This window comes from Enterobacter cloacae complex sp. BZL2005 (assembly GCF_049238885.1).
In the GTDB taxonomy this organism is placed as follows: Bacteria; Pseudomonadota; Gammaproteobacteria; order Enterobacterales; family Enterobacteriaceae; genus Enterobacter; species Enterobacter roggenkampii.
The window spans coordinates 194,071-216,590 of record NZ_JBMKGI010000001.1; the positions used below are offsets into that span (position 1 = coordinate 194,071).

Below are 22,520 nucleotides of genomic sequence, written 5' to 3' on the forward strand. Positions count from 1 at the left end.
ACTAATGATGATGTCAGGCGCAAACGCCGCGAACCCTCGATGAGGACAACACTATGAGCATTGATCGTACATCAGCCCTGAAGCCGGTAAGCGCTGTACAACCTCGCGAAACGAATGACGCAACGGCGCAGAAAACGCGTCTGGAGAAACCGTCAACGTCCAACAGCACCAGCGTGACCCTGAGCGACGCGCAGGCAAAACTGATGCAGCCGGGCAGCAACGATATCAATATGGAACGTGTTGAAGCGCTGAAAACGGCTATTCGTAACGGTGAGCTGAAAATGGACACCAGCAAAATCGCTGACGCCCTGATTCAGGAAGCACAGAGTTTCTTACAGAGTAACTAACCGTATGAGTCGACTGTCAGAAATACTGGATCAAATGACGGTTGTCCTGAACGACCTGAAAACGGTAATGGACGCTGAACAGCAGCATCTCTCTTCCGGTCACATCAACGGCAGCGCGCTGCAGCGTATTACTGAAGACAAAAGTTCGCTTCTGGCAACGCTGGATTATCTGGAACAACAGCGACGCGCTGAGCAAGATCCTAAGCGCAGCGCCAATGACGATATTATTGAGCGCTGGCAGACCATTACTGAAAAAACCCAGCACCTGCGCGATCTTAACCAGCATAACGGCTGGCTACTGGAAGGGCAGATTGAGCGTAATCAGCAGGCGCTTGAGGTGTTGAAACCGCATAAAGAAACCGGTCTGTACGGTGCGGATGGTCAGACGGCGACGGCGCGTATTGCAGGTGTGAAAAAGATTTCGATTTGACGCATAAGCGACTAATCATGCAGTGGGGAGCACCATGAGGTGAACTCCCCTTTTGGCGTTTATGCCGTCCGGCGGGCAAACTCTTTGACTTTGAAACCCAGCACCGCGAGCGTGGCAAAGTACGCCACCACACCAACGCACACCACGGCCATCAGGCGCATCAGACGATAAGGCATCGTGCCCAAGGACCACTCCGGCATCACGTGCATCATGCCAAGCAGCGCGGCAGACATCACCAGTACCGCAACGATCAGACGCACCAGGAAACTGCCCCACCCCGGCTGCGGCGTGAAAATATCCTGCTTGCGCAGCTGCCAGTACAGCAGCCCGGCATTCAGACAGGCCGCGAGACCAATCGATAATGACAGGCCGGCATGTTTCAGCGGACCAATAAACGCCAGGTTCATCAGCTGCGTCATAATCAGCGTCACGATGGCAATTTTTACCGGCGTTTTGATGTCCTGACGCGAGTAAAAGCCCGGCGCCAGCACTTTCACCACGATCAGCCCCATCAGTCCCACCGAGTAGGCAATCAGCGCGCGCTGGGTCATGGCGGCATCGAAGGCAGTGAATTTCCCGTACTGGAAGAGCGACACCGTCAGCGGTTTGGCCAGAATACCCAGCGCCACCGCACTTGGCAGGGCCAGCAGGAAGCAGAGACGCAGGCCCCAGTCCATCAGGCGGCAATACTCATCATGATTGCCGCTGGCAAAACTTTTCGACAGCGACGGCAGCAGGATGGTCCCCAGCGCCACGCCCAGCACCCCGGACGGAAACTCCATCAGGCGGTCGGCGTAGTACATCCAGGAAACCGAGCCGGACACCAGGAACGAGGCAAAGATGGTGTTGATAATCAGCGAGATCTGGCTGACGGAGACGCCGAGAATGGCGGGCCCCATCTGCTTGATGACGCGCATCGCCCCGGCATCTTTGAGGTTGATGCGCGGCAGCACCAGCATGCCGATTTTTTTCAGGTGCGGCAGCTGATACGCCAGCTGCAGCACGCCGCCGACGGTGACCGCCCAGGCCAGCGCCAGCACAGGCGGGTTGAAGTGCGGGGCGGCGAACAGGGCAAAGCCGATCATGCTGACGTTAAGAAACGTCGGCGCAAACGCCGGAACGGAGAAGCGGTTCCAGGTATTGAGGATCGCCCCCACCAGCGAGGCCAGCGAGATCAGCAGAATATAGGGGAAAGTAATGCGCAACAGCTGCGAGGTCAGGGCAAACTTGTCGGCCGTATCGGCAAAGCCGGGCGCGGTCACCATAATGACCCAGGGCGCGGCCAGCATCCCGAGGACGGTCACCACCGCCAGCGCCAGCGTCAGCAGGCCGGAGACATAAGACACAAAGACGCGCGTGGCGTCCTCGCCCTGCTTGCTTTTATATTCTGCCAGGATCGGGACGAATGCCTGGGAAAACGCCCCTTCCGCAAAAATACGACGCAGCAGGTTCGGTAATTTGAACGCGACGAAAAAGGCGTCCGTGGCCATCCCTGCACCAAATACCCTTGCCACAATGGCGTCGCGCGCAAAACCCAGCACGCGGGAAAACATGGTCATCGAGCTGACGGCCGCCAGCGATTTTAATAAGTTCATTAACGTGAATTTCCAGAACCATACGGATTTCCAGGACGGGCAAGCGTAAGCGCCACCCGGCAAAGCCTACAAGCGGCGCTTAGTCTACCCGGATTTCAACGAATTACTATCCGCAGATGTTACAGCGAGTTATTCACTCATGGCCTCGCGCCAGAGCCTTTCCACAATGCGCTGCGCCATGATGGCCTGCTCGCCGGACGTTTCAGGAACCGTCTGATTTTGCACGCAGGTGATGAAGTGGCGGGCGCAACCGGCAAAACCGCGCTGTTCAAGCGTGCTCTGCCAGCCAGGCGCGGGGAGCGTCACCACGCCGCTGCCCTTCTCTTCCCGCCATTCACGCATGTCGGTAATGTCGTACAACGCGCCGTCGGTGACGGCCTGGACGCATTCTCGCTGGCTGCCGGCACGACGATGCATGCTGGTCGTGATCTGCAGATGGTCAATCGCGAAATGGTGTTCTGCGTAGACCATTTCACCCTGCTCGTTCGTGAGCAGCGTGCCACTTTGCAGCTGCGCGTTGCTACCGGCGAGCCACAGCGCCGTATCCACAACGTGGAGATAATCATCCAGCAGCGTGAAGCGCAGATCGTTTGGCCCGATGCTGTCCGTGCGGTGTTTATCCATCCGCAGCGAGGCAAGCGTGCCCGACTGTGCCTTAAGCTGCTGGTAAAGGGGCGCGAAGCGGCGGTTGAAGCCGACCATCAGCGTCAGTTTTTTACGCGCCGCCAGTTCAATCAGGCGTTCCGCGTCCGGAACATTTTCCGCCAGCGGTTTATCCACGCAAACGTGAACGCCTGCATTGAGCAGCTCGCTCACGACCTGATAGTGGGTAGACGTTGAGGTATGCACAAAGACCGCATCGCACTCGCGGGCCAGATCCTGAAGCGACGCCGCATACGGCATACGCCAGGTTTCGCAGATCCTCTCGGCCTTCTCGCGCGTGGGTGACCATGCCCCTTGCAGCGTCCAGTCCGTCGCTGCCCCCAGAACCGGCAGCCAGGCTTTTTGTGCAATACCGCCCAGCCCTACTACGCCAATGCGTAATTTTTTCACCGTCAGTCTCCCAAATGTGCCAGCAGGGCATCCAGACGCTGTTTCAGCCCGGCGACCTCGTCTTCCAGCGCCGCTACGCGGGCAACCAAATCATCATCTACGGCCGTTATGTCGGTTGCGCTGGATTTAACTGAACTATCAACGTCACCGCTGAACAGGTGCATATAGCGGCTTTCACGCTTGCCCGGCTCGCGCGCCAGACGCACCACGTAAGGACCGTCTTCACGCGCGGCCAGCCCTTCGAGGGTCTGCTCGACCTCCTGCATATCGCTGAACTCATGCATGCGGGAAGCGCGCGTGCGCAGTTCTCCCGGCGTTTGCGCCCCGCGCAGCAACAGCGTGGTGATGACCGCCACTTCCGCACTGCTCAGCTTCAGGTCACCGAATTCGGAGTTACAGAAGCGCTGTTCGTATTTGGTCACGCGGTTGCCGAAGCCGCTGACGGTGCGCAGATAGTGGCGTTTGACCAGCGCATCCAGCACGTCCTGAACCTCATGCTCGCTGAGGTTCATCACCGGCTCGCGGTTGGTTTTCTGGTTGCAGGCCATGGTCACGGCGTTTACGGACAGCGGATACTGCTCCGGCGTGGTGACCTGTTTTTCGAGTAAGCACCCAATCACGCGCGCTTCTGTACCGTTTAGCTGATACTTCATCTTTTCTCCTTAACGACCTGCAGTCCAGTCCCGGGTGGTTAATGCCGTCAGAACGTGGTCGCGCCACTCTCCGTCTATCAGCAGATAGTCTTTGGCGTAACCCTCTTTCTCGAACCCTAAACGCGCCAGCAGATTTCCGCTGCGCTGGTTATGCGGCATATAGTTCGCCATAATGCGATGAATGTGCTGGGTGCGTTGCATATAGCGGATCGCTACCGTCAGCGCCTCGTACATCAGCCCCTGCCCCTGCCACTTCTGGCCGATGGAGTAGCCCAGGTAGCAGGCGTGAAACGATCCCCGCACCACGTTTGAAAAATTGGCGATCCCGATAATCTCTTTCTCTTCAGGATCCAGCAGCGCGAAATAAAACGCGCTGCCCTGCTTGTGAAATTCCGTAATCATGCTGAGGCGCGCCTGCCAGCCGGAAGGGTAACAATGGCTCTCATCCCGAACGGGTTCCCAGGGTTTTAAAAACTGGCGATTCTCGGCGTAATAATCCGCCAGACGCCAGGCATCACGCTCATGCACCAGACGAACGACCAGCCTGTCCGTTGTCAGACGCACTTTTGGCACATTGCTGCGATAGCCAAACATCGATACCACTCCTTCCCGTCACTTCAGCTTGCCCATTAGCTTTACTATACCTGCGCCTGCGCCGTCTGTGAAAACAGTGACATACCATTTTCACCTCTTTTCACATTTTTCGATGAGAACTCTCTATCAAAGCACCCTTTTGATAAAAAAATATTGTCACGTGCAGGGGTGGGAAAAAACGCGGCGACACCGCAGAATGTTAGCGTGCTCACCATCTTATTTTCCCTGGAGGGAAAATGTCCCGCGTATCACAGGCCAGGAGCCTGGGTAAATATTTCCTGCTCGTCGATAACATGCTGGTCGTGCTCGGCTTTTTTGTCGTTTTTCCGCTTATTTCGATCCGCTTTGTCGATCAGATGGGCTGGGCGGCATTAATGGTCGGCATTGCCCTGGGGCTACGCCAGTTTGTCCAGCAGGGCCTGGGCGTCTTTGGCGGGGCCATTGCCGACCGCTTTGGCGCGAAACCGATGATCGTCACCGGTATGCTGCTGCGCGCGGCAGGGTTTGCCACGATGGCGGTCGCCCAGGAGCCCTGGCTGCTCTGGTTCTCCTGTTTCCTCTCCGGCATCGGGGGCACGCTGTTCGATCCGCCCCGCACCGCGCTGGTGGTAAAGCTGATTCGCCCGCAGCACCGCGGCCGTTTCTTCTCCATTCTGATGATGCAGGACAGCGCCGGGGCGGTTATCGGCGCCCTGCTGGGAAGCTGGCTGCTGCAGTATGACTTCCGTCTGGTCTGCGCGGCTGGGGCGGTGCTCTTTATGCTGTGCGCGCTGTTTAATGGCCTGTTCCTGCCGGCGTGGAAACTGTCAACGGTGAAAGCGCCGGTTCGGGAAGGGCTGGGCCGCGTTCTGCGCGACAGACGTTTTGTCACCTATGTGTTGACCCTGACGGGATATTACATGCTGGCCGTGCAGGTCATGCTGATGCTGCCGATCATGGTTAACGACATTGCAGGTACCCCTGCGGCGGTGAAATGGATGTACGCCATCGAAGCCTGCCTGTCGTTAACGCTCCTCTATCCGATTGCCCGCTGGAGCGAGCGGCGTTTTCGCCTGGAGCATCGCCTGATGGCCGGACTGTTCCTGATGACGCTGAGCATGATGCCGATCGGCCTGGTGAACACGCTCCAGCAGCTGTTTACGTTGATTTGCACGTTCTATATTGGCTCGATCATCGCCGAGCCTGCCCGCGAAACGCTGAGCGCCTCGCTTGCGGATGCGCGTGCACGCGGCAGCTATATGGGGTTCAGCCGACTGGGGCTGGCGCTTGGCGGGGCATTAGGTTACGCCGGCGGCGGCTGGTTGTTTGATGCTGGCAAAGCGTTAAATCAACCTGAACTTCCGTGGATGATGCTGGGCGTGGTGGGCTTTATGACGCTACTCGCCCTGTGGTGGCAGTTCAGCCAGAAACGCAGCGCGAGCGGCATGCTCGAGCCTGGCGCGTAGCCTTTCCCTCGGGCGGGAGGCCTTCCCGCCCCACTTCTCAGTTTTTTCTGCTGGTTTCTGCCCATTCACGCTGACATACTGGCGTAACAGGACAGAAGCGCCGATTTTTCGTTGAGGAACACTATGAAGAAAATTGTCTTAGCCGCGGCATTGATTGTCAGCGGCCTGCTGGTTGGCTGTAACCAGCTCACGCAATACACCGTCAGTGAACAGGAAATTAATCAGGCGCTGGAAAAACATAACAATTTCTCGAAAGACATTGGCGTACCGGGTCTTGCCGATGCGCATATCGTGCTCACAAACCTCACCAGTCAAATCGGACGTGAAGAGCCAAACAAAGTCACCCTGGCCGGTGATGCGGACCTCGATATGTCCTCCCTCTTTGGCAATCAGAAAGCCAACATCAAGCTCAAGCTGAAGGCACTGCCTGTTTTCAACAAAGAGAAAGGGGCGATTTTCCTGCAGGAGATGGAAGTGGTCGACGCGAAGGTGTCTCCGGACAAGATGGCGCCGGTTTTGCAAACCCTCATGCCCTATCTGAATCAGTCGCTGCGGAATTACTTTAACCAGCAGCCCGCGTACGTCTTAAGCGAAGACAAAAGCAAGGGTGAAGCTCTGGCGAAAAAATACGCAAAAGGCATAGAGGTGAAACCGGGCGAAATTATCATTCCTTTCACCGATTAACCTGAAGGGCGCTGCGGCGCCCTTTTTTTTCACGGAAAAGTGTGCAAACGAAAACGTTTCCGCTTATGATTTGTGTCCGGCAAAAACAGCCATCCTTATGACTGATTCCTGACAAGCCGGAGCTTCCATGACTGCACAACCCCAGGTTCTTAAAATCCGCCGCCCTGACGACTGGCATATCCATCTGCGTGATGGCGATATGCTGAAAACCGTCGTGCCTTATACCAGCGAAATTTATGGCCGCGCGATTGTCATGCCTAACCTGGTGCCACCAGTCACCACCGTCGATGCCGCGATAGCCTATCGCCAGCGCATTCTCGACGCCGTTCCTGCGGGACACGATTTTACCCCGTTGATGACCTGCTATCTGACCGATTCACTGGATCCGAACGAAGTGGAGCGCGGGTTTAACGAAGGCGTCTTTACGGCAGCGAAACTCTACCCGGCGAATGCCACCACCAACTCCAGCCACGGCGTCACCAGCATTGATGCCATTATGCCGGTGCTGGAACGCATGCAGAAACTGGGTATGCCGCTGCTGGTTCACGGCGAAGTAACGCATGCCGAGATTGATATCTTCGACCGCGAAGCCCGTTTTATCGAGACCGTGATGGAGCCTTTGCGCCAGCGCCTGCCCGCGCTGAAGGTGGTCTTCGAGCATATCACCACCAAAGACGCGGCAGAGTACGTGCGTGACGGCAACGATCTTATCGCCGCCACCATTACGCCACAGCACCTGATGTTTAACCGTAACCACATGCTGGTGGGCGGGGTGCGCCCTCACCTCTACTGCCTGCCTATTCTTAAGCGCAACATCCACCAGCAGGCGCTGCGCGAGCTGGTCGCCAGCGGGTTCTCCCGCGCGTTCCTCGGTACCGATTCCGCGCCTCACGCCCGCCATCGTAAAGAGGCGAGCTGCGGCTGCGCGGGCTGCTTCAACGCCCCAACGGCGCTGGCCAGCTACGCAACCGTGTTTGAAGAGATGAACGCGCTGGAACATTTCGAAGCATTCTGCTCCCTTAACGGCCCGCGCTTCTACGGCCTGCCGGTCAACGACACCTTCATCGAACTGGAGCGTAAAGCGAGCCACGTTGAGGAGTCCATTGCCCTGACGGATGACACGCTGATCCCCTTCCTGGCGGGTGAAACCGTAAGCTGGACGGTAAAACGTTAAAAAATCAGTGCCCCTTGTTGTCAAACTGATAATATACCTGTATAAATAAACAGTATATTACACAGGGGGCATTTATGCGTATTGAAGTCACCATAGCCAAAACTACCGTTCTGCCTGCCGGCGCGCTTGATGCACTGGCAGGCGAATTATCCCGTCGTATTAACAACACCTTTCCCGACAACGCGGGTGCCGTCACGGTGCGTTACGCCGCGGCGAACAACCTCTCCGTCATTGGCGCCGCAAAAGAAGATAAAGATCGCATCAGCGAAATCCTCCAGGAAACGTGGGAAAGCGCTGACGACTGGTTCATCACGGATTAACACTGCTCCCTCATTGTGTTTTTTTGCCGGGTCGCCCCGGCTTTTTTTTGCCTCATAATCCTGTAAGTTCAAAATAATTCGGCATCTTCTTTAAAAATCGTGAACGAGATGGTGTTTTATTGTTCGAACAATCCTAAAAAGCAGAAAAATGTGTTGCCACCTGTTTATTTTTCCCTTCGGAACCCTTATTACTTGGTATACTGAAGTTGCTTTCAGAAAAACATGCATTGAACCTCAAAGCCGTTGTCTTCTAACACGCATTAAGGGGGTTATAATGGAAAAGAATAGTGAAGTCATCCAGACCCACCCACTTGTTGGCTGGGATATCAGTACCGTAGATAGCTACGATGCGCTGATGCTGCGTTTGCACTACCAGACCCCAAATCAACTCAACCGTGAAGAAGCGGAAGTTGGACAGACGCTGTGGCTAACAACAGACGTCGCCCGTCAGTTTATTTCTATTTTAGAAGCAGGTATTGCAAAAATAGAATCTGGCGACTATCAGGAAAATGAGTATAAACGGCACTAAGCTTATGCCCACTTTTCTCTCTACAGGCACCCTCGCGGTGCCTTATTTATTTCTCCCTTGTCTAACCCCGCGTTGTTAATTACTCTGCTAACAAAACATCAGTTTATGAGATGCATATGAGATACGACTTAATCATTATTGGCAGCGGCTCCGTAGGATCTGCCGCAGGCTATTACGCAACACAGGCTGGTCTGAAGGTTCTGATGATCGATAGCCATCTGCCTCCTCATGCGGAAGGCAGCCATCATGGCGATACCCGCCTCATCCGCCATGCGTACGGTGAAGGTGAACGCTACGTTCCGCTGGTGCTTCGCGCCCAGACGCTGTGGGATGAACTGGCGAAACAGACCGAAGATCGTATTTTCGAGCGTACTGGCGTCATCAACCTGGGTCCGGCACATTCTGCGTTTCTCGCTGGCGTCGAACGCAGCGCGAAAGCGTTTAATCTGGACGTTGAGAAGCTGGACGCGACGGGCATTACCGCACGCTGGCCCGAAATTACCGTCCCGGACGATTATATTGGCCTCTTTGAAGCCCACTCCGGGGTGCTCCATTGCGAAACGGCGATCAAAACCTGGATCGAGCTTGCTGCGAAGGCAGGCTGCGCGCAGCTGTTCAACTGTCCGGTAGAGGCCATCACCCATGATGATAATGGCGTCACGGTCACCACTATTGACGGCGATTATTCAGCGTCCCGCCTGCTGGTCAGCGCAGGTACCTGGGTTACCCGCCTGCTGCCCGATCTGCCGATCCAGCCGGTGCGCAAGGTCTTCTCCTGGTTCCAGTCGGATGGCCGTTACAGCGCCCAGAATAAATTCCCGGCCTTCACCGGCGAATTACCCAACGGCGACCAGTTCTACGGCTTCCCGTCAGAAAAAGACGCGCTGAAAATCGGTAAACACAACGGCGGCCAGGCGATCTCCTCCCCTGAAGAGCGTAAACCTTTCGGCGCCTTCCCACAGGATGGTTCAGAGGCCTTCTCGTTCCTGCGCACTATTCTTCCGGGCATTGGCGGCTTGCTGTATGGCGCGGCCTGTACCTACGACAATACGCCGGATGAAGACTTTATCATTGATACACTGCCGGGGCATGACAACACCCTGCTCATCACCGGACTGAGCGGCCACGGCTTTAAGTTTGCTTCCGTGCTGGGTGAAATCGCCGCGCAGTTTGCCCAGGGCATTGCGCCGCAGTTTGATCTGACGCCCTTCTCCCTCTCGCGTTTTAACGGATAATCCGCACGGGCTCCGGAGGTCACGGGGCCCGCTTCATTCACACCGCATGTTGGGGCGTTATGCGCAAGATCGTTAGCTTTCTGATGAATAATATTCGCGAGCATTTTATGCTCTATCTCTTATTGTGGGCGCTGCTGGCCATTATTGATTTTGTTTACATTGTATTTTACTGAAAACCCAGACTGACAATAATTGACATTACTTTATCTTTATTGAAACTTATAATTTCATCTTGCACGAAGAGATTGAATTAGCGTTAGCGATCCTTTTCAAAATTGCTGAAATAAATAAAATAAAAATCAATAGCCAATTATTTCAGTTGCAATATCCCGCCTTCCCGTTCATTTTTACTTTCCGGTTAATTTGAAAATGGACATTCTGATGCAATGGCGTAACTCCTCCCGGCGCTACGGAATAATATCCATAGGTTTGCACTGGATATTTGCTCTTGCCGTCTACGGTATGTTTGGACTTGGACTCTGGATGGTCACGCTCAGCTATTACGATGGCTGGTATCACCAGGCGCCGGAATTGCATAAAAGCATTGGTGTCCTGCTGATGCTGGGTCTGGTTTTCCGCGTTATCTGGCGGCACATTTCCCCACCGCCCGGCGCGCAAAAGACTCACAGCAAATTTACCCGCATCAGTGCAGTCGCCGCGCATATTGCCCTTTATGCGCTGCTGTTTGCCATCCTGATTAGCGGCTATCTCATTTCGACGGCTGACGGTAAGCCGATTAACGTTTTTGGCCTGTTCGAGGTTCCGGCAACCCTTAGCGATGCCGGCGCTCAGGCCGACACGGCGGGGGTTGTTCACCTCTGGCTCGCCTGGAGCGTGGTGATTCTGTCCGTGCTGCACGGGCTTGCCGCCCTCAAACACCATTTTATTGATAAAGACGATACGCTAAAGCGCATGCTTGGCCGCTCGTCAGTTGACTCTGGAGCATAAAATGAAAAAACACCTGCTGGGTATCGCACTGGGTTCTCTGTTATTCACCGCCGGCTCCGCCGTGGCGGCGGATTATAAAATTGATAAAGAGGGCCAGCACGCTTTCGTTAATTTCCGTATTCAGCACCTGGGATATAGCTGGCTGTACGGCACCTTTAAGGATTTTGACGGCACATTCACCTTTGACGAAAAAAATCCCGCAGCCGATAAAGTCAATGTGACCATTAATATAAACAGCGTCGACACGAACCACGCAGAGCGCGATAAACACCTGCGCAGTGGGGAATTCCTCAACGTCGCGAAATTCCCGCAGGCGACCTTCACTTCTACTGAGGTGAAGAAAGAGGGTGATAAGCTGAATATTACCGGCAACCTGACGCTTAACGGCGTAACCAAACCGGTCACGCTTGATGCGAAATTACTGGGCCAGGGTGACGATCCGTGGGGCGGTAAACGCGCAGGCTTCGAAGCGGCAGGGAAAATTCACCTGAAAGATTTTAACATCACAACGGATTTAGGCCCGGCGTCTCAGGACGTGGAGCTGATTATTTCCGTTGAAGGTGTACAGCAGAAATCATAATAACGTCGCCCGGCAGGCTTTTGCCGTGCCGGGCGTTATTATCATTCCGGGTCAGGGATACCCAGTTTGGTATTCAGACGACCGCGAGATTTATTGAAAATCTTGTTGCCGTTTTCACGTCCTGCGCGACGGCGACGCTGCTCTTCTTCCGGCAGGATGCTCTCTTCACTGCACAGCTCGCTACAGCAACCGTTAAACTTCTCGGCACAGGCCGGGCACTGAATGAACAGCAGATGACAACCGTCGTTTTTGCAGTTGGTGTGGGTATCGCACGGCGCGCCGCACTGGTGGCACTGGGCGATGACGTCATCCGAAATACGTTCACCCATACGCTCGTCAAAGACAAAGTTTTTCCCGATAAAGCGTACCGGCAACCCCTGTTCACGAGCGCGGCGAGCGTACTCAATAATGCCGCCTTCAATGTGCCAGACTTTATTGAAGCCGTTGTGCTTCATCCACGCGCTGGCTTTCTCACAGCGGATACCGCCGGTGCAGTACATAACGATCTTTTTATCTTTATGCTCCTGCATCATCTCAACCGCTTTCGGCAGCTGCTCGCGGAAGGTATCCGCCGGAATCTCCATCGCATTCTCGAAATGCCCCACTTCATACTCATAGTGGTTACGCATATCGATGAACACGGCATCCGGATCGTCCAGCATCGCATTCACTTCCGCCGCCTTCAGGTATTCACCGACGTCCGCCGGGTTAAACTCAGGATCGTCGATACCGTCCGCCACGATGCGTTCACGCACCTTCATGCGCAGCACCCAGAAGGATTTCCCGTCATCATCCAGGGCAATGTTCAGGCGTAAGCCGTTAAGGGCCGGGTCAAATTGATAAAGTACGTCGCGGAAGGCGCTGACTTTGCTTTCCGGTACGCTAATCTGCGCGTTGATGCCTTCACGGGCAAGGTAGACGCGGCCGAAGACGTTCAGCGCCGTGAACGCCTGATAAAGCGCATCTCGGGTCGCCTGCGGATCGTCGATCGTGAAGTATTTATAGAATGAGATGGTTGTGCGCGGTTCGGTTTCAGCCAACATACGCGCTTTTAACATCTCGTTCGAAACGCGGTTGTGTAACACTGGCATGGTGTACAGTCCTGGAGTCGTTAGAGAGAATGAAAAATCGGTCGGCATCATATAGCAAACAAAACCAATTTACATCCACACAATTTACGCTACATTTCACACACCCTGATTAATCAGGATTAACAATTGCTGTATTCGTGCACGCTTCGAAAGCAGATATTTTGGCTACGCCTCAAAAAATGAGACACTAGCGAAACAGGACGTTTGAACACAGGAAAGACATGACCCAGTTACCAAAATTTACTGCCGCCCTTTTGCATCCCCGCTATTGGTTGACCTGGCTTGGCATCGGCTTTTTATGGCTTCTGGTACAGCTTCCCTACCCTGTTATTTTTCGGTTGGGTAAATTTCTGGGCCGTTTCGCACAACTATTCATGAAGCGTCGCGCCAGAATCGCGTACCGCAACCTTGAGCTGTGTTTTCCGCAGATGAGCGACTCAGAGCGTCACAATATGGTCGCGAAGAACTTCGAATCCGTTGGGATGGGCCTTATGGAAACCGGCATGGCGTGGTTCTGGCCGGACAAACGCATGGCCCGCTGGAGCGAGGTAACGGGAACCGGCATGGATCCTGTACATACGCTTCAGGCCAACCAGACGGGCGTTCTGCTGATCGGCGTCCATTTTCTGACGCTGGAAATCGGGGCGCGTATGTTCGGCATGCAGGCGCCCGGCATTGGCGTTTATCGCCCTAACGATAACCCGGTCATCGATTTAATCCAGACCAATGGCCGCATGCGCTCCAACAAAAGCATGATCGACCGTAAAGATCTGAAGGGAATGATCCGTGCGCTGAAATCCGGCGAAGTGGTCTGGTATGCCCCCGACCACGACTATGGCCCACAGGCCAGCGTTTTTGTCCCCTTCTTCGCCGTTGAAGAGGCCGCCACAACCACCGGCACCTGGATGCTGGCGCGCATGTCCAAAGCCGCCATCGTACCCTTTGTTCCCCGCCGCAAGCCTGACGGTTCGGGCTACGAGTTGATGATGCTAGAACCGGAACTCGCGCCGCCGCTTGACGATGCAGAAACCACCGCGCGCTGGATGAACGGTATCGTAGAGAAATGCATCATGCTCGCACCCGAGCAGTACATGTGGTTGCACCGCCGCTTTAAAACACGGCCAAAAGGCACGCCGTCCCGCTATTGATTTTCAGGATGCGATCCCCAGGGTCGCATCCTGTTTTAGCTTTAAAAGCTCCCCCTCATTGCGGCAATCATAACCCAGGCGCATAATTAGCAGGCTTATTACTTCTTGCCTCAGGTGCTCAGCACCTCATTATGCGGATTGTTATGTCACCTTCAGATGCCCCCATAAACTGGAAGCGTAACCTCACGATTGCGTGGCTTGGCTGTTTTCTCACCGGCGCGGCGTTTAGCCTGGTCATGCCTTTTCTGCCGCTTTACGTCGAACAGCTGGGCGTGACGGGCCATAGCGCGCTCAATATGTGGTCCGGCTTGGTATTCAGCATCACGTTCCTGTTCTCCGCGATAGCCTCGCCCTTCTGGGCGGCCTTGCCGACCGCAAGGGCCGTAAAATCATGCTGCTGCGCTCGGCGCTGGGGATGGCCATTATCATGGCGCTGATGGGCGTGGCGCAGAACGTCTGGCAGTTCCTGATTTTGCGCGCGTTGCTGGGTTTGCTGGGAGGATTTATTCCCAATGCCAATGCCCTGATTGCCACGCAAATTCCTCGCCATAAGAGCGGCTGGGCGCTGGGCACACTCTCAACCGGCGGCGTAAGCGGTGCCCTGTTGGGGCCACTGGCCGGCGGACTCATGGCCGATAGCTATGGCCTGCGTCCGGTGTTCTTTATCACCGCCTGCGTGCTGTTCCTGTGCTTTGTTGTCACCCTGCTCTGTATACGGGAAAACTTCACGCCCGTTGCGAAGAAAGAGATGCTCCACGCCAGGGAGGTGCTGACCTCGCTTAAAAATCCCAGACTGGTGCTGAGCCTGTTCGTGACGACCCTGATTATTCAGGTCGCAACCGGATCGATTGCCCCTATCCTCACGCTGTACGTTCGCGATCTGGCGGGCAACGTCAGCAATATCGCGTTTATTAGCGGGCTGATTGCGTCCGTGCCCGGGGTGGCGGCGCTGCTTAGCGCGCCGAGGCTGGGGAAACTGGGGGACCGCGTCGGTCCGGAAAAAATTCTGATCTGTGCGCTGGTGATCTCCGTCCTGCTGCTGATCCCCATGTCGATGGTGCACTCTCCGTGGCAGCTGGGCTTACTTCGCTTTTTGCTTGGTGCCGCAGACGGGGCCTTGCTGCCCGCCGTACAGACCCTGCTGGTTTACAACTCCACGAACCAGATTGCCGGGCGGGTCTTCAGCTATAACCAGTCATTTCGCGACATCGGTAACGTCACCGGACCGCTTCTCGGGGCGAGCATCTCCGCCAGCTTCGGTTTTCGCGCCGTCTTTATCGTGACGGCGGGCGTGGTACTGTTTAATGCAATTTATTCGTGGTTCAGTTTATCCCGCGCGCTACGGCCAGTGGCGGAATAAGACGAACGCCTGACGCTTATTTTCGCATTCATACTTGCAGAATCGGATATTAAGCTATTCTTTCCCTGAAACCTTCTGGAAAACAGGGAGACACCAATGACCATGTACGCCACGCTGGAAGAAGCTATTGATGCCGCTCGTGAAGAGTTCCTCGCCGACAACCCCGGCGTTGAAGAAGAAGATGCTGACGTGCAACAACTTAATATCCAGAAATACGTTCTGCAGGATGGGGATATTATGTGGCAGGCCGAATTCTTTGCCGATGAAGGTGAAGAAGGGGAATGCCTGCCGGTCCTGAGCGGTGAAGGTGCGCAGGCCGTCTTTGATGGCGACTATGATGAAATCGAACTGCGGCAGGAATGGCTGGAAGAGAACACATTGCACGAGTGGGATGAGGGCGAATTTCAGCTCGAGCCACCGCTGGATACGGAAGAAGGTCAAACCGCAGCCGATGAGTGGGACGAGCGTTAATTTACGCTACTCGTAAGGGCCGTGGCTGGCATCGATCGGCAGCAGCAGCGTGTCGAAAATTAGCGAGAATGGCAGATCCAGCACGGTGAGGTAGCGCCATGCGGAGTCACGGAGATCCCATTTCACGCCCGGGTAATACTGATTCCCGTGGCCCTGCCCTGGAATGGTGCGGCTGATGATACTGCCGCAGCCGCTGAGCAGGCATGCCATCAGAACGACGATGATGATTCTCATGAGTAACCTCTAAAAAAATACCGGCGATTATGCCGGTATTTTAGTTGGCGGGAGGCGCTTCGCTTACCCGCTCTACTTAACCACTTACTTCGCCTTCAACGCCAGCGGGTTCAGCTTCAGTTCTTTATAGTAGTTTACCCACGAAGAGTATCTCTCCGGAGCGGACCATACGCGGTAGTGAAGACGCGCCATCGTAACCGGGTCGCTCAACAGGACCAGACGACGGTCACGGTTGAGTTTTTCCGGAGTCTCGTTCAGCGCCTGCTCAACGTGACGATCGCGGGCAATCTCCAGCACCTGGCTGGCGCGGTGACGCGCCGTCGCCATTGCCGTTGCCAGGGCGTTGAATGACGGGTTAAACACGGCGTGCATAAAGCCATCATCCAGGGTGCGATTGCGGTTCTGCTCGAGATAGCGATCGGTATCCACCAGCACCTGCGGCGGGGAATACTCTTCCGGGATCAGGAACAGCTTCCAGCGTTTGGTCCGCAGCCCCACCGTCGAACGGCTGGAGATCACGGAGACAAACGGCGACAGGATCAGCGAGAAGACAATCGGCGCCAGCCAGAACAGGAAGCGCAGATCCAGCCACGCCATCCCGGCCGCCCACACCAGACCCAGCAGCAGCTGAGAACCATGGCGCATAAAGGCTTCGCTCCACGGCGTGGAGTCGTCATCACGCTGCGGTGAGTTCCAGACCACTTCCCAGCCCAGGAACGCACTGACCACGAAAACGGTGTGGAACAGCATACGCACCGGTGCCAGCAGCACGGAGAACAGCACTTCCAGCAGCAGTGAAAGGGTCACGCGGAAGAAACCGCCGTACTCTTTCGAGCCTTTGCACCAGATCAGGATAATGCTGAGCAGCTTAGGCAGGAACAGCAGCACCATGGTGGAGGCAAACAGCGCAATCGCCAGCTCCGGACGCCACTGCGGCCACACCGGGAACAGCTGGCGCGGCTGCAGGAAGTATTGCGGCTCCGTCAGGGCATGGACGACCTGCAGCGCTGTGGAGAGCGCAAGGAACATAAACCACAGCGGTGCGGAGAGATAAGACATCACGCCCGTCAGGAACACCGCGCGGTGAACCGGGTGCATCCCTTTCACCAGGAACAGGCGGAAGTTCATCAGGTTACCGTGACACCAGCGGCGGTCACGCTTGAGCTCGTCCAGCAGGTTCGGCGGCAGCTCTTCGTAAGATCCCGGCAGGTCGTAGGCAATCCAGACGCCCCAGCCAGCACGACGCATCAGCGCCGCTTCCACGAAGTCATGTGACAGAATAGAACCGGCAAACGAACCCTCGCCCGGCAGCGGCGCCAGCGCACAGTGCTCAATGAACGGCTTCACGCGGATGATGGCGTTGTGACCCCAGTAGTGGGATTCACCCAGCTGCCAGAAGTGCAGACCTGCCGTGAACAGCGGCCCGTAAACACGGGTGGCGAACTGCTGACAGCGCGCATAGAGCGTGTCCATTCCCGACGCTTTTGGCGAAGACTGAATGATACCCGCGTTCGGGTTGGCTTCCATCAGACGCACCAGACCGCTCAGGCAGTCACCGCTCATGACGGAGTCAGCATCCAGCACCACCATGTAGCTGTACTGGTTACCCCAGCGACGGCAGAAGTCATCGATGTTACCGCTTTTACGCTTCACACGACGGCGGCGGCGACGGTAGAAGATCTGCCCTTCGCCCTGCACTTCTGCAATCAGCTCCATCCACGCTTTTTGCTCTGCCACGCAGATATCCGGGTTGTAACTGTCGCTCAGGATGTAAACGTCAAAATGCTCCGCGTTGCCGGTCGCCTTCACGGACTCCCAGGTGGCACGCAGGCCCGCAAACACGCGGTCAACGTCTTCGTTACAGATAGGCATAATCAGCGCGGTACGGTGCTCAGGATTGAGGGGTTCATCCCCGACCGTTGACGCCGAAATGCTGTATTTGTCACGCCCCATCAGCAGCTGCAGGAAGCCCATCAGCGCGGTCCAGAAACCGGCCGAGACCCAGCAGAAGAGAACCGCGAACAGCAGAAGGATGCCGCTCTGCAGGATATACGGCAGCAGCTGCATGAAGGAGACCCAGAGATCCTGGCCCATCATGTCCATCGGGTTGATGAACGCCCAGCCCTGATACGGCAGGATGGTTTTCATATACCAGGTCGCGACGACCGTCTGCGCCAGCGTCAACAGCAGCAGGATGTAGCGACGGATGGTCCCCACGGTACGCCATTTCTGTTCGGAAGCCTGCTCTTCTTTCGTCAGGCGTGACAGATAGCGCGGCGTCACATCACGCCCGCGCAGGCGATCCCAGAAGCGGCCCACCGGGTTGGTGCGCCACGGATCGGGGAACATTGAGGAACGCGTGGCCTTCGGCATCGCCTGAAGCTGATCGCGCCCTTCGTCGTCTTTAATCAACTGCCCTTCTGCCAGCGAGTCCGACCAGGCCTGCTCCAGACGTGCCTTTACTGACCCCAGCGGCGTGTCATCATCACGGGAAAACTGACGATGTTCGCCATCCAGCGCGGTGTGAACCGCGCGGATGTCGCTCTTAGGCAGTGCCGCTTTTTCGATATCCGTCAGCGGCATGGCATCAATATATTCAGATGTATTATTCATTGGCAGGTAGCTGATAGCTCCAGGTTTCACTCAGCGGCTGATCGTTACTGACCAGCGCAGCACGCATTTCAGTGGTCTGTTTCGGATCTTTCACTTTCACGCGCAGGGTCAGACGCCAGCCTTTGGTTACCGGGTTGTAACGCACGGTATTCTCAACGATTTCACCGTTATCACCGATGCTGGCCTGAGCGGCAACGGCGGTGTCCGGTGACAGTTTCTTCATATCCTGGCCTGTAAAGTCCACGACAAAGGCCACGGTACCGTCAGGCTGACGGATAAGATTAGACTGCTTCACATCACCCGTTGAACGGCGAGTCTGCATCACATACGCGTTATCCGGCGCATGCAGCTTATCTTCGTCGCGGCTGAAGGTGATGGTGTACTTGAAGTTCATCTCTTTACCGGCTTCCGGCAGCTGATCCGGCGTCCAGTAAGCCACGATGTTATCGTTGGTTTCGTCGTTGGTTGGAATCTCAACCAGCTCAACCTTACCTTTACCCCAGTCACCGTTTGGCGTGACCCAGGCGCTTGGACGCTGGTCATAGCGGTCGTCCAAATCTTCAAAGCGGGAGAACTGACGGCCACGCTGCAGCAGGCCAAAACCTTGCGGGTTTTCCATCGCGAAGCTGCTCACCGCCAGATGTTTCGGGTTGTTAAGCGGACGCCAGATCCACTCTCCGTTACCGGCATGAATAGACAGACCGTTGGAGTCGTGCAGTTCCGGGCGGAAGTTAGTGGCCGGAGACGGCTGGTTCGGCCCAAACAGGAACATACTGGTCAGCGGCGCAACGCCCAGCTTGCCCACTTTATCACGCAGGTAAACCTTAGACTGCACGTCAACCACGGTGTCACGACCCGGCATGATCACAAAGCGATAGGCACCGGTCGCACGCGGAGAATCCAGCAGCGCATATATAGTCAGACGTTTGTCCGTTGGTTTTGGACGTTCAATCCAGAACTCACGGAAACGTGGGAATTCTTCACCTGATGGCAGCGCGGTATCAATAGCCAGTCCGCGCGCAGAAAGCCCGTATACCTGCCCCGCGCCAATCACGCGGAAATAGCTGGCACCAAGCATGCTGACGATTTCGTCGTTTTTATCTTTGCTGTTGATCGGGTAAAGCACCTTAAAGCCAGCGAAGCCCAGGTCTTTCACCGTATCTTTGTCGTGTTGCACATTGCCAAAATTGAAGTAATCCGGGCTGTATTTAATCTTACGTACCGCTGTGGCCGTCACTTCATTGATGGCAACAGGCGTGTCGAAATACATACCCTGATGATAAAACTCAAGCTTGAACGGGGTCTTGATGTTGCTCCAGTAGGCTTTGTCGTGATTGAACTGGATCTGCTGATAGTCCGCATATTTCATATCGCGGAAAACGGAGGGCAAGTTACTTTTCGGCGCTTCGTAGCTCTTGCCAGCCATCGATTTTGCCTGTTTTGCGACATCGTCGATGTTAAAGGCCAGTGCCGATGAGGTATACAGTGATAACACCACTGCAGCACCTAACCAACGCATTTTCATCATCTGTGGTTTATGTTTCATAATAAGTAAGCACTTCCCCCTTTGTGTGCTTATATCGATCCGATCCATTTTAATGGAAACTCAGGCAATCCGACAACATTATCACTGCTTTGTTCAGCTGCTGGCTCATGGATTAAGCAAATGAAAGAACCCATTATTCACTTTGCGTGCTTATCCTGGAGACAGGGTGTCGGTCTTGGTGTAGGGTTGCTTTCGAATGTAACCATTATGAGTCTTAGGGATAAGACGAAAAGTCTGAGAATGCACAACGTTATATGAGCACAACACCAACAGAACGTGAATATTTCCTCGACTCGATCCGGGCATGGCTGATGCTATTGGGGATCCCTTTTCACATATCACTGATTTACTCCAGCCACACCTGGCATGTGAATAGCCAGATGCCCTCCTGGTGGCTGACGCTGTTTAATGACTTTATTCACGCCTTCCGTATGCAGGTGTTTTTTGTCATCTCCGGCTATTTCTCTTACATGCTGTTTCTGCGATACCCGCTTAAACGCTGGTGGAAGGTGCGCGTCGAGCGCGTGGGGATCCCCATGCTGACCGCGATTCCGCTGCTGACGCTGCCTCAGTTCATTATGCTGCAGTACGTCAAAGGCAAAGCGGAAAACTGGCCGAATCTGTCGCTGTATGAAAAGTACAACACGCTGGTCTGGGAGCTGGTGTCTCACCTGTGGTTCCTGCTGGTCCTGGTGGTGCTTACCACGGTGAGCCTGTTCATTTTCAGCCGCCTGCGTCGCCACCTGAGTTCGAGAGCTGACGCCTTTTTCGCCACCGTTACGCTGGGCAAACTGTCGGTGCTCTTCTTGCTGTTGGGTATCGCTTACGCCGCGGTGAGACGCATCCTGTTTATCGTCTATCCACCGATACTGAGCGACGGCCTGTTTAATTTTGTGGTGATGCAGTCCCTTTTCTACATTCCGTTCTTTTTAATCGGCGCGCTGGCGTTTATTTACCCGAAGCTGAAAGCGCTGTTTACTACCCCGTCACCGTGGTGTGCTGTGGGTGCGGCCATCGCGTTCGCGGCCTATCTGCTGAACCAGCGCTACGGGAGCGGTGACGCCTGGATGTACGAAACGGAAAGCGTGATCACCATGCTGCTGGGTTTATGGATGGTGAACGTAGTATTCGCGCTCGGCCACCGCCTGCTGAACTTTAAGTCCAGCCGCGTGACCTACTTCGTGAATGCGTCGCTGTTTATTTATCTGGTGCATCACCCGCTCACGCTCTTCTTCGGGGCTTACATCACCCCGCATATCGCCTCCAACACGCTGGGCTTCTTTACCGGTCTGGTGTTTGTCGTGGGGATTGCGATCGTGCTCTATGAAATCCATCTGCGGATCCCGCTTCTGCGTTTCCTCTTCTCAGGAAAACCTCAGGTAAAAGCCTCATAAACAACCGCGGCGCACTCAGTGCGCCGCGTTTGCTTCAGGTGTCCAGTTCCTGCCCGCGCTGGGTCAGCAACCGTTGATAAAGGTGGGTGGTTTCTTCATCGAAACAGACAAAGATTACTTTCTCAGGCATCGGTTTTAGCGACAGATAGCGGTAAACGGTGTCGACGGCGATCGTAGCGGCAGCCGCCTTAGGATAGCCATACACCCCCGTACTGATGGCCGGGAACGCCATTGTTTTATAGCCGTTGTCGGCAGCCAGCCGCAGACAGTTTCGGTAAGCCTCTTCCAGAATACTCGCCTCGTGCCGATCGCCACCGTGCCAGACAGGCCCTACGGCGTGGATCACCGCTTTGGCAGGCAGATCGCCCGCAAGCGTAATGACCGCATGGCCGGGAGGACATTCGCCCTGCTGTTGCCGTACGGTTTTGCAGGCTTCCAGCAGCTGCGGTCCGGCAGCCCGGTGGATAGCCCCGTCCACACCGCCTCCCCCCATCAGGGAGGGATTGGCCGCATTGACGATGACGTCGACGTGCATGGTCGTAATATCACCATGAATAACTTCAATTTGCGGTTTCATAAAGCCCCTCTGCAACCCGCCTTTTTATTAAGTGTATCGCAGGGCTGCCCGGGAGAAAAAACTATCAGAAAAAATCCTCTTCCGCACAAAGCGGAAGAGAGAACGCTATCGATACTGGATTTCGACAACCGCGAGCGTTTTTTCAGGGTTAAGGTATTTCATGCGGAGCGACACCAGATCTGAATCGGACACTTTGCCATTAAGCGCCTCTTCATAACTGACCATGCGCGTTTGCATACGATTATTATCCGGACAGGACATAGCAAACTGTCTCTGCTGCGGCGTAACTTCACAGGGGTCTGCAACAATGGCACCGCGAAAATGAATAACGCCACCGTTCACAATGGTAGCCGAATAAACCGGGAGGCTAAAAACAGAAACAATCAGGCCCAGACCCGTCACGAGTCGAGCGAAAGAGTGGTTCATTATCGGTACTCCTCAATGAAAATCGTCCTTGAGGGGTAAACGCACTTCATTATGACAAACGAAGTCTCACGTT

At 55.2% G+C, this 22,520-nt stretch carries 24 protein-coding genes and 1 pseudogene; 15 read left to right on the forward strand and 10 right to left on the reverse strand.

What is annotated here, in order from left to right:
* Positions 1-53: 53 nt before the first annotated feature.
* Complete coding sequence (gene flgM, locus ACOTXI_RS00990) at positions 54-347, forward strand: flagellar biosynthesis anti-sigma factor FlgM (RefSeq protein WP_008500817.1); 294 nt, start codon at positions 54-56, stop codon at positions 345-347.
* A gap of 4 nt (positions 348-351) precedes the next feature.
* The gene (gene flgN / locus ACOTXI_RS00995; RefSeq protein ID WP_008500818.1) at positions 352-777 is read left to right on the forward strand and encodes a flagella biosynthesis chaperone FlgN; all 426 of its coding nucleotides are present in this window, start codon (positions 352-354) and stop codon (positions 775-777) included.
* Between the two features lie 59 nt (positions 778-836).
* Here flgN and murJ read toward each other — a convergent pair whose 3' ends face one another.
* From murJ to rimJ, 4 genes are all read right to left on the reverse strand, one after another.
* Positions 837-2,372, reverse strand: a complete 1,536-nt coding sequence (gene murJ, locus ACOTXI_RS01000) for a murein biosynthesis integral membrane protein MurJ (protein WP_021240770.1) — start codon at positions 2,370-2,372, stop codon at positions 837-839.
* Between the two features lie 129 nt (positions 2,373-2,501).
* Positions 2,502-3,425: a Gfo/Idh/MocA family protein gene (locus ACOTXI_RS01005; protein ID WP_023327099.1), complete on the reverse strand. Its 924-nt coding sequence runs from the start codon at positions 3,423-3,425 to the stop codon at positions 2,502-2,504.
* Positions 3,426-3,427: 2 nt separating this feature from the next.
* The gene (locus ACOTXI_RS01010; protein ID WP_021240772.1) at positions 3,428-4,078 is read right to left on the reverse strand and encodes a YceH family protein; all 651 of its coding nucleotides are present in this window, start codon (positions 4,076-4,078) and stop codon (positions 3,428-3,430) included.
* A 9-nt stretch (positions 4,079-4,087) separates the two neighbouring features.
* A complete protein-coding gene (rimJ, locus tag ACOTXI_RS01015; protein WP_008500822.1) occupies positions 4,088-4,672 on the reverse strand; it encodes a ribosomal protein S5-alanine N-acetyltransferase in 585 nt (194 codons plus the stop codon).
* 236 nt (positions 4,673-4,908) lie between these two features.
* On the opposite strand from rimJ, the gene mdtH reads away from it, so the two are divergent.
* From mdtH to ACOTXI_RS01060, 9 genes are all read left to right on the forward strand, one after another.
* The gene (mdtH, locus tag ACOTXI_RS01020; RefSeq protein ID WP_023292794.1) at positions 4,909-6,117 is read left to right on the forward strand and encodes a multidrug efflux MFS transporter MdtH; all 1,209 of its coding nucleotides are present in this window, start codon (positions 4,909-4,911) and stop codon (positions 6,115-6,117) included.
* A 123-nt stretch (positions 6,118-6,240) separates the two neighbouring features.
* Positions 6,241-6,801 carry a lipoprotein gene (locus ACOTXI_RS01025; protein WP_008500824.1) on the forward strand — a complete coding sequence of 187 codons (561 nt, stop codon included), beginning with the start codon at positions 6,241-6,243 and terminating at the stop codon, positions 6,799-6,801.
* Between the two features lie 127 nt (positions 6,802-6,928).
* A complete protein-coding gene (gene pyrC, locus ACOTXI_RS01030; protein WP_021240774.1) occupies positions 6,929-7,975 on the forward strand; it encodes a dihydroorotase in 1,047 nt (348 codons plus the stop codon).
* A gap of 74 nt (positions 7,976-8,049) precedes the next feature.
* Entirely contained in the window at positions 8,050-8,295 is a 246-nt protein-coding gene (gene dinI / locus ACOTXI_RS01035; protein WP_008500826.1) for a DNA damage-inducible protein I, read from the forward strand.
* Positions 8,296-8,569: 274 nt separating this feature from the next.
* Positions 8,570-8,824 (forward strand): biofilm formation regulator BssS, encoded by a 255-nt coding sequence (gene bssS, locus ACOTXI_RS01040; protein ID WP_008500827.1) that lies wholly within the window; start codon positions 8,570-8,572, stop codon positions 8,822-8,824.
* A gap of 116 nt (positions 8,825-8,940) precedes the next feature.
* Positions 8,941-10,059, forward strand: coding sequence for an N-methyl-L-tryptophan oxidase (gene solA / locus ACOTXI_RS01045; RefSeq protein WP_008500828.1), 1,119 nt, complete (start codon positions 8,941-8,943; stop codon positions 10,057-10,059).
* Between the two features lie 59 nt (positions 10,060-10,118).
* Positions 10,119-10,232, forward strand: a complete 114-nt coding sequence (locus ACOTXI_RS01050) for a DUF2770 family protein (protein ID WP_021240776.1) — start codon at positions 10,119-10,121, stop codon at positions 10,230-10,232.
* 208 nt (positions 10,233-10,440) lie between these two features.
* Positions 10,441-11,007 carry a cytochrome b gene (locus ACOTXI_RS01055; RefSeq protein ID WP_008500829.1) on the forward strand — a complete coding sequence of 189 codons (567 nt, stop codon included), beginning with the start codon at positions 10,441-10,443 and terminating at the stop codon, positions 11,005-11,007.
* A 1-nt stretch (position 11,008) separates the two neighbouring features.
* Positions 11,009-11,587 carry a YceI family protein gene (locus tag ACOTXI_RS01060; protein WP_421633935.1) on the forward strand — a complete coding sequence of 193 codons (579 nt, stop codon included), beginning with the start codon at positions 11,009-11,011 and terminating at the stop codon, positions 11,585-11,587.
* A 41-nt stretch (positions 11,588-11,628) separates the two neighbouring features.
* Here the strand turns inward: ACOTXI_RS01060 and ACOTXI_RS01065 are convergent, their stop codons facing one another.
* Positions 11,629-12,678: a rhodanese-related sulfurtransferase gene (locus tag ACOTXI_RS01065; protein ID WP_008500831.1), complete on the reverse strand. Its 1,050-nt coding sequence runs from the start codon at positions 12,676-12,678 to the stop codon at positions 11,629-11,631.
* A 221-nt stretch (positions 12,679-12,899) separates the two neighbouring features.
* Here ACOTXI_RS01065 and ACOTXI_RS01070 point away from each other — a divergent pair, with 221 nt between their 5' ends.
* From ACOTXI_RS01070 to ACOTXI_RS01080, 3 genes and pseudogenes are all read left to right on the forward strand, one after another.
* Positions 12,900-13,826, forward strand: a complete 927-nt coding sequence (locus tag ACOTXI_RS01070; RefSeq protein WP_008500832.1) for a Kdo(2)-lipid IV(A) acyltransferase — start codon at positions 12,900-12,902, stop codon at positions 13,824-13,826.
* A 143-nt stretch (positions 13,827-13,969) separates the two neighbouring features.
* A pseudogene (gene mdtG, locus ACOTXI_RS01075) lies at positions 13,970-15,186 on the forward strand (multidrug efflux MFS transporter MdtG).
* Positions 15,187-15,282: 96 nt separating this feature from the next.
* Entirely contained in the window at positions 15,283-15,657 is a 375-nt protein-coding gene (locus tag ACOTXI_RS01080) for a MysB family protein (protein WP_008500834.1), read from the forward strand.
* Between the two features lie 6 nt (positions 15,658-15,663).
* Here the strand turns inward: ACOTXI_RS01080 and ACOTXI_RS01085 are convergent, their stop codons facing one another.
* The 3 genes from ACOTXI_RS01085 to mdoG form a co-directional block, all read right to left on the reverse strand.
* Positions 15,664-15,891 (reverse strand): YceK/YidQ family lipoprotein, encoded by a 228-nt coding sequence (locus tag ACOTXI_RS01085; protein ID WP_008500835.1) that lies wholly within the window; start codon positions 15,889-15,891, stop codon positions 15,664-15,666.
* A gap of 84 nt (positions 15,892-15,975) precedes the next feature.
* The gene (gene mdoH / locus ACOTXI_RS01090; RefSeq protein ID WP_087855273.1) at positions 15,976-18,504 is read right to left on the reverse strand and encodes a glucans biosynthesis glucosyltransferase MdoH; all 2,529 of its coding nucleotides are present in this window, start codon (positions 18,502-18,504) and stop codon (positions 15,976-15,978) included.
* Entirely contained in the window at positions 18,497-20,050 is a 1,554-nt protein-coding gene (mdoG, locus tag ACOTXI_RS01095) for a glucans biosynthesis protein MdoG (protein ID WP_021240787.1), read from the reverse strand. The genes mdoH and mdoG overlap by 8 nt, the downstream gene beginning before the upstream one ends.
* A 254-nt stretch (positions 20,051-20,304) precedes the next feature.
* Between mdoG and mdoC the strand changes: the two genes are divergently transcribed.
* On the forward strand, positions 20,305-21,444 hold the full coding sequence (mdoC, locus tag ACOTXI_RS01100; protein ID WP_045352913.1) for a glucans biosynthesis protein MdoC: 1,140 nt from the start codon (positions 20,305-20,307) through the stop codon (positions 21,442-21,444).
* 34 nt (positions 21,445-21,478) lie between these two features.
* Here mdoC and ymdB read toward each other — a convergent pair whose 3' ends face one another.
* Positions 21,479-22,021 carry an O-acetyl-ADP-ribose deacetylase gene (ymdB, locus tag ACOTXI_RS01105; protein ID WP_008500839.1) on the reverse strand — a complete coding sequence of 181 codons (543 nt, stop codon included), beginning with the start codon at positions 22,019-22,021 and terminating at the stop codon, positions 21,479-21,481.
* Between the two features lie 105 nt (positions 22,022-22,126).
* A complete protein-coding gene (locus ACOTXI_RS01110) occupies positions 22,127-22,447 on the reverse strand; it encodes a type 1 fimbrial protein (RefSeq protein WP_008500840.1) in 321 nt (106 codons plus the stop codon).
* Positions 22,448-22,520 lie beyond the last annotated feature (73 nt).

Coding starts and splice junctions, on each gene's coding strand:
- ACOTXI_RS01025 (WP_008500824.1), top strand. CDS start 6,241: ATGAAGAAAATTGTCTTAGCCGCGGCATTGATTGTCAGCGGCCTGCTG.
- flgM (WP_008500817.1), top strand. CDS start 54: ATGAGCATTGATCGTACATCAGCCCTGAAGCCGGTAAGCGCTGTACAA.
- ACOTXI_RS01055 (WP_008500829.1), top strand. CDS start 10,441: ATGCAATGGCGTAACTCCTCCCGGCGCTACGGAATAATATCCATAGGT.
- ymdB (WP_008500839.1), bottom strand. CDS start 22,021: ATGAAACCGCAAATTGAAGTTATTCATGGTGATATTACGACCATGCAC.
- ACOTXI_RS01070 (WP_008500832.1), top strand. CDS start 12,900: ATGACCCAGTTACCAAAATTTACTGCCGCCCTTTTGCATCCCCGCTAT.
- murJ (WP_021240770.1), bottom strand. CDS start 2,372: ATGAACTTATTAAAATCGCTGGCGGCCGTCAGCTCGATGACCATGTTT.
- mdoH (WP_087855273.1), bottom strand. CDS start 18,504: ATGAATAATACATCTGAATATATTGATGCCATGCCGCTGACGGATATC.
- rimJ (WP_008500822.1), bottom strand. CDS start 4,672: ATGTTTGGCTATCGCAGCAATGTGCCAAAAGTGCGTCTGACAACGGAC.
- bssS (WP_008500827.1), top strand. CDS start 8,570: ATGGAAAAGAATAGTGAAGTCATCCAGACCCACCCACTTGTTGGCTGG.
- ACOTXI_RS01050 (WP_021240776.1), top strand. CDS start 10,119: ATGCGCAAGATCGTTAGCTTTCTGATGAATAATATTCGCGAGCATTTT.
- solA (WP_008500828.1), top strand. CDS start 8,941: ATGAGATACGACTTAATCATTATTGGCAGCGGCTCCGTAGGATCTGCC.
- ACOTXI_RS01010 (WP_021240772.1), bottom strand. CDS start 4,078: ATGAAGTATCAGCTAAACGGTACAGAAGCGCGCGTGATTGGGTGCTTA.
- ACOTXI_RS01080 (WP_008500834.1), top strand. CDS start 15,283: ATGACCATGTACGCCACGCTGGAAGAAGCTATTGATGCCGCTCGTGAA.
- flgN (WP_008500818.1), top strand. CDS start 352: ATGAGTCGACTGTCAGAAATACTGGATCAAATGACGGTTGTCCTGAAC.
- ACOTXI_RS01060 (WP_421633935.1), top strand. CDS start 11,009: ATGAAAAAACACCTGCTGGGTATCGCACTGGGTTCTCTGTTATTCACC.
- dinI (WP_008500826.1), top strand. CDS start 8,050: ATGCGTATTGAAGTCACCATAGCCAAAACTACCGTTCTGCCTGCCGGC.
- mdtH (WP_023292794.1), top strand. CDS start 4,909: ATGTCCCGCGTATCACAGGCCAGGAGCCTGGGTAAATATTTCCTGCTC.
- ACOTXI_RS01085 (WP_008500835.1), bottom strand. CDS start 15,891: ATGAGAATCATCATCGTCGTTCTGATGGCATGCCTGCTCAGCGGCTGC.
- mdoC (WP_045352913.1), top strand. CDS start 20,305: ATGAGCACAACACCAACAGAACGTGAATATTTCCTCGACTCGATCCGG.
- mdoG (WP_021240787.1), bottom strand. CDS start 20,050: ATGAAACATAAACCACAGATGATGAAAATGCGTTGGTTAGGTGCTGCA.
- ACOTXI_RS01065 (WP_008500831.1), bottom strand. CDS start 12,678: ATGCCAGTGTTACACAACCGCGTTTCGAACGAGATGTTAAAAGCGCGT.
- pyrC (WP_021240774.1), top strand. CDS start 6,929: ATGACTGCACAACCCCAGGTTCTTAAAATCCGCCGCCCTGACGACTGG.
- ACOTXI_RS01110 (WP_008500840.1), bottom strand. CDS start 22,447: ATGAACCACTCTTTCGCTCGACTCGTGACGGGTCTGGGCCTGATTGTT.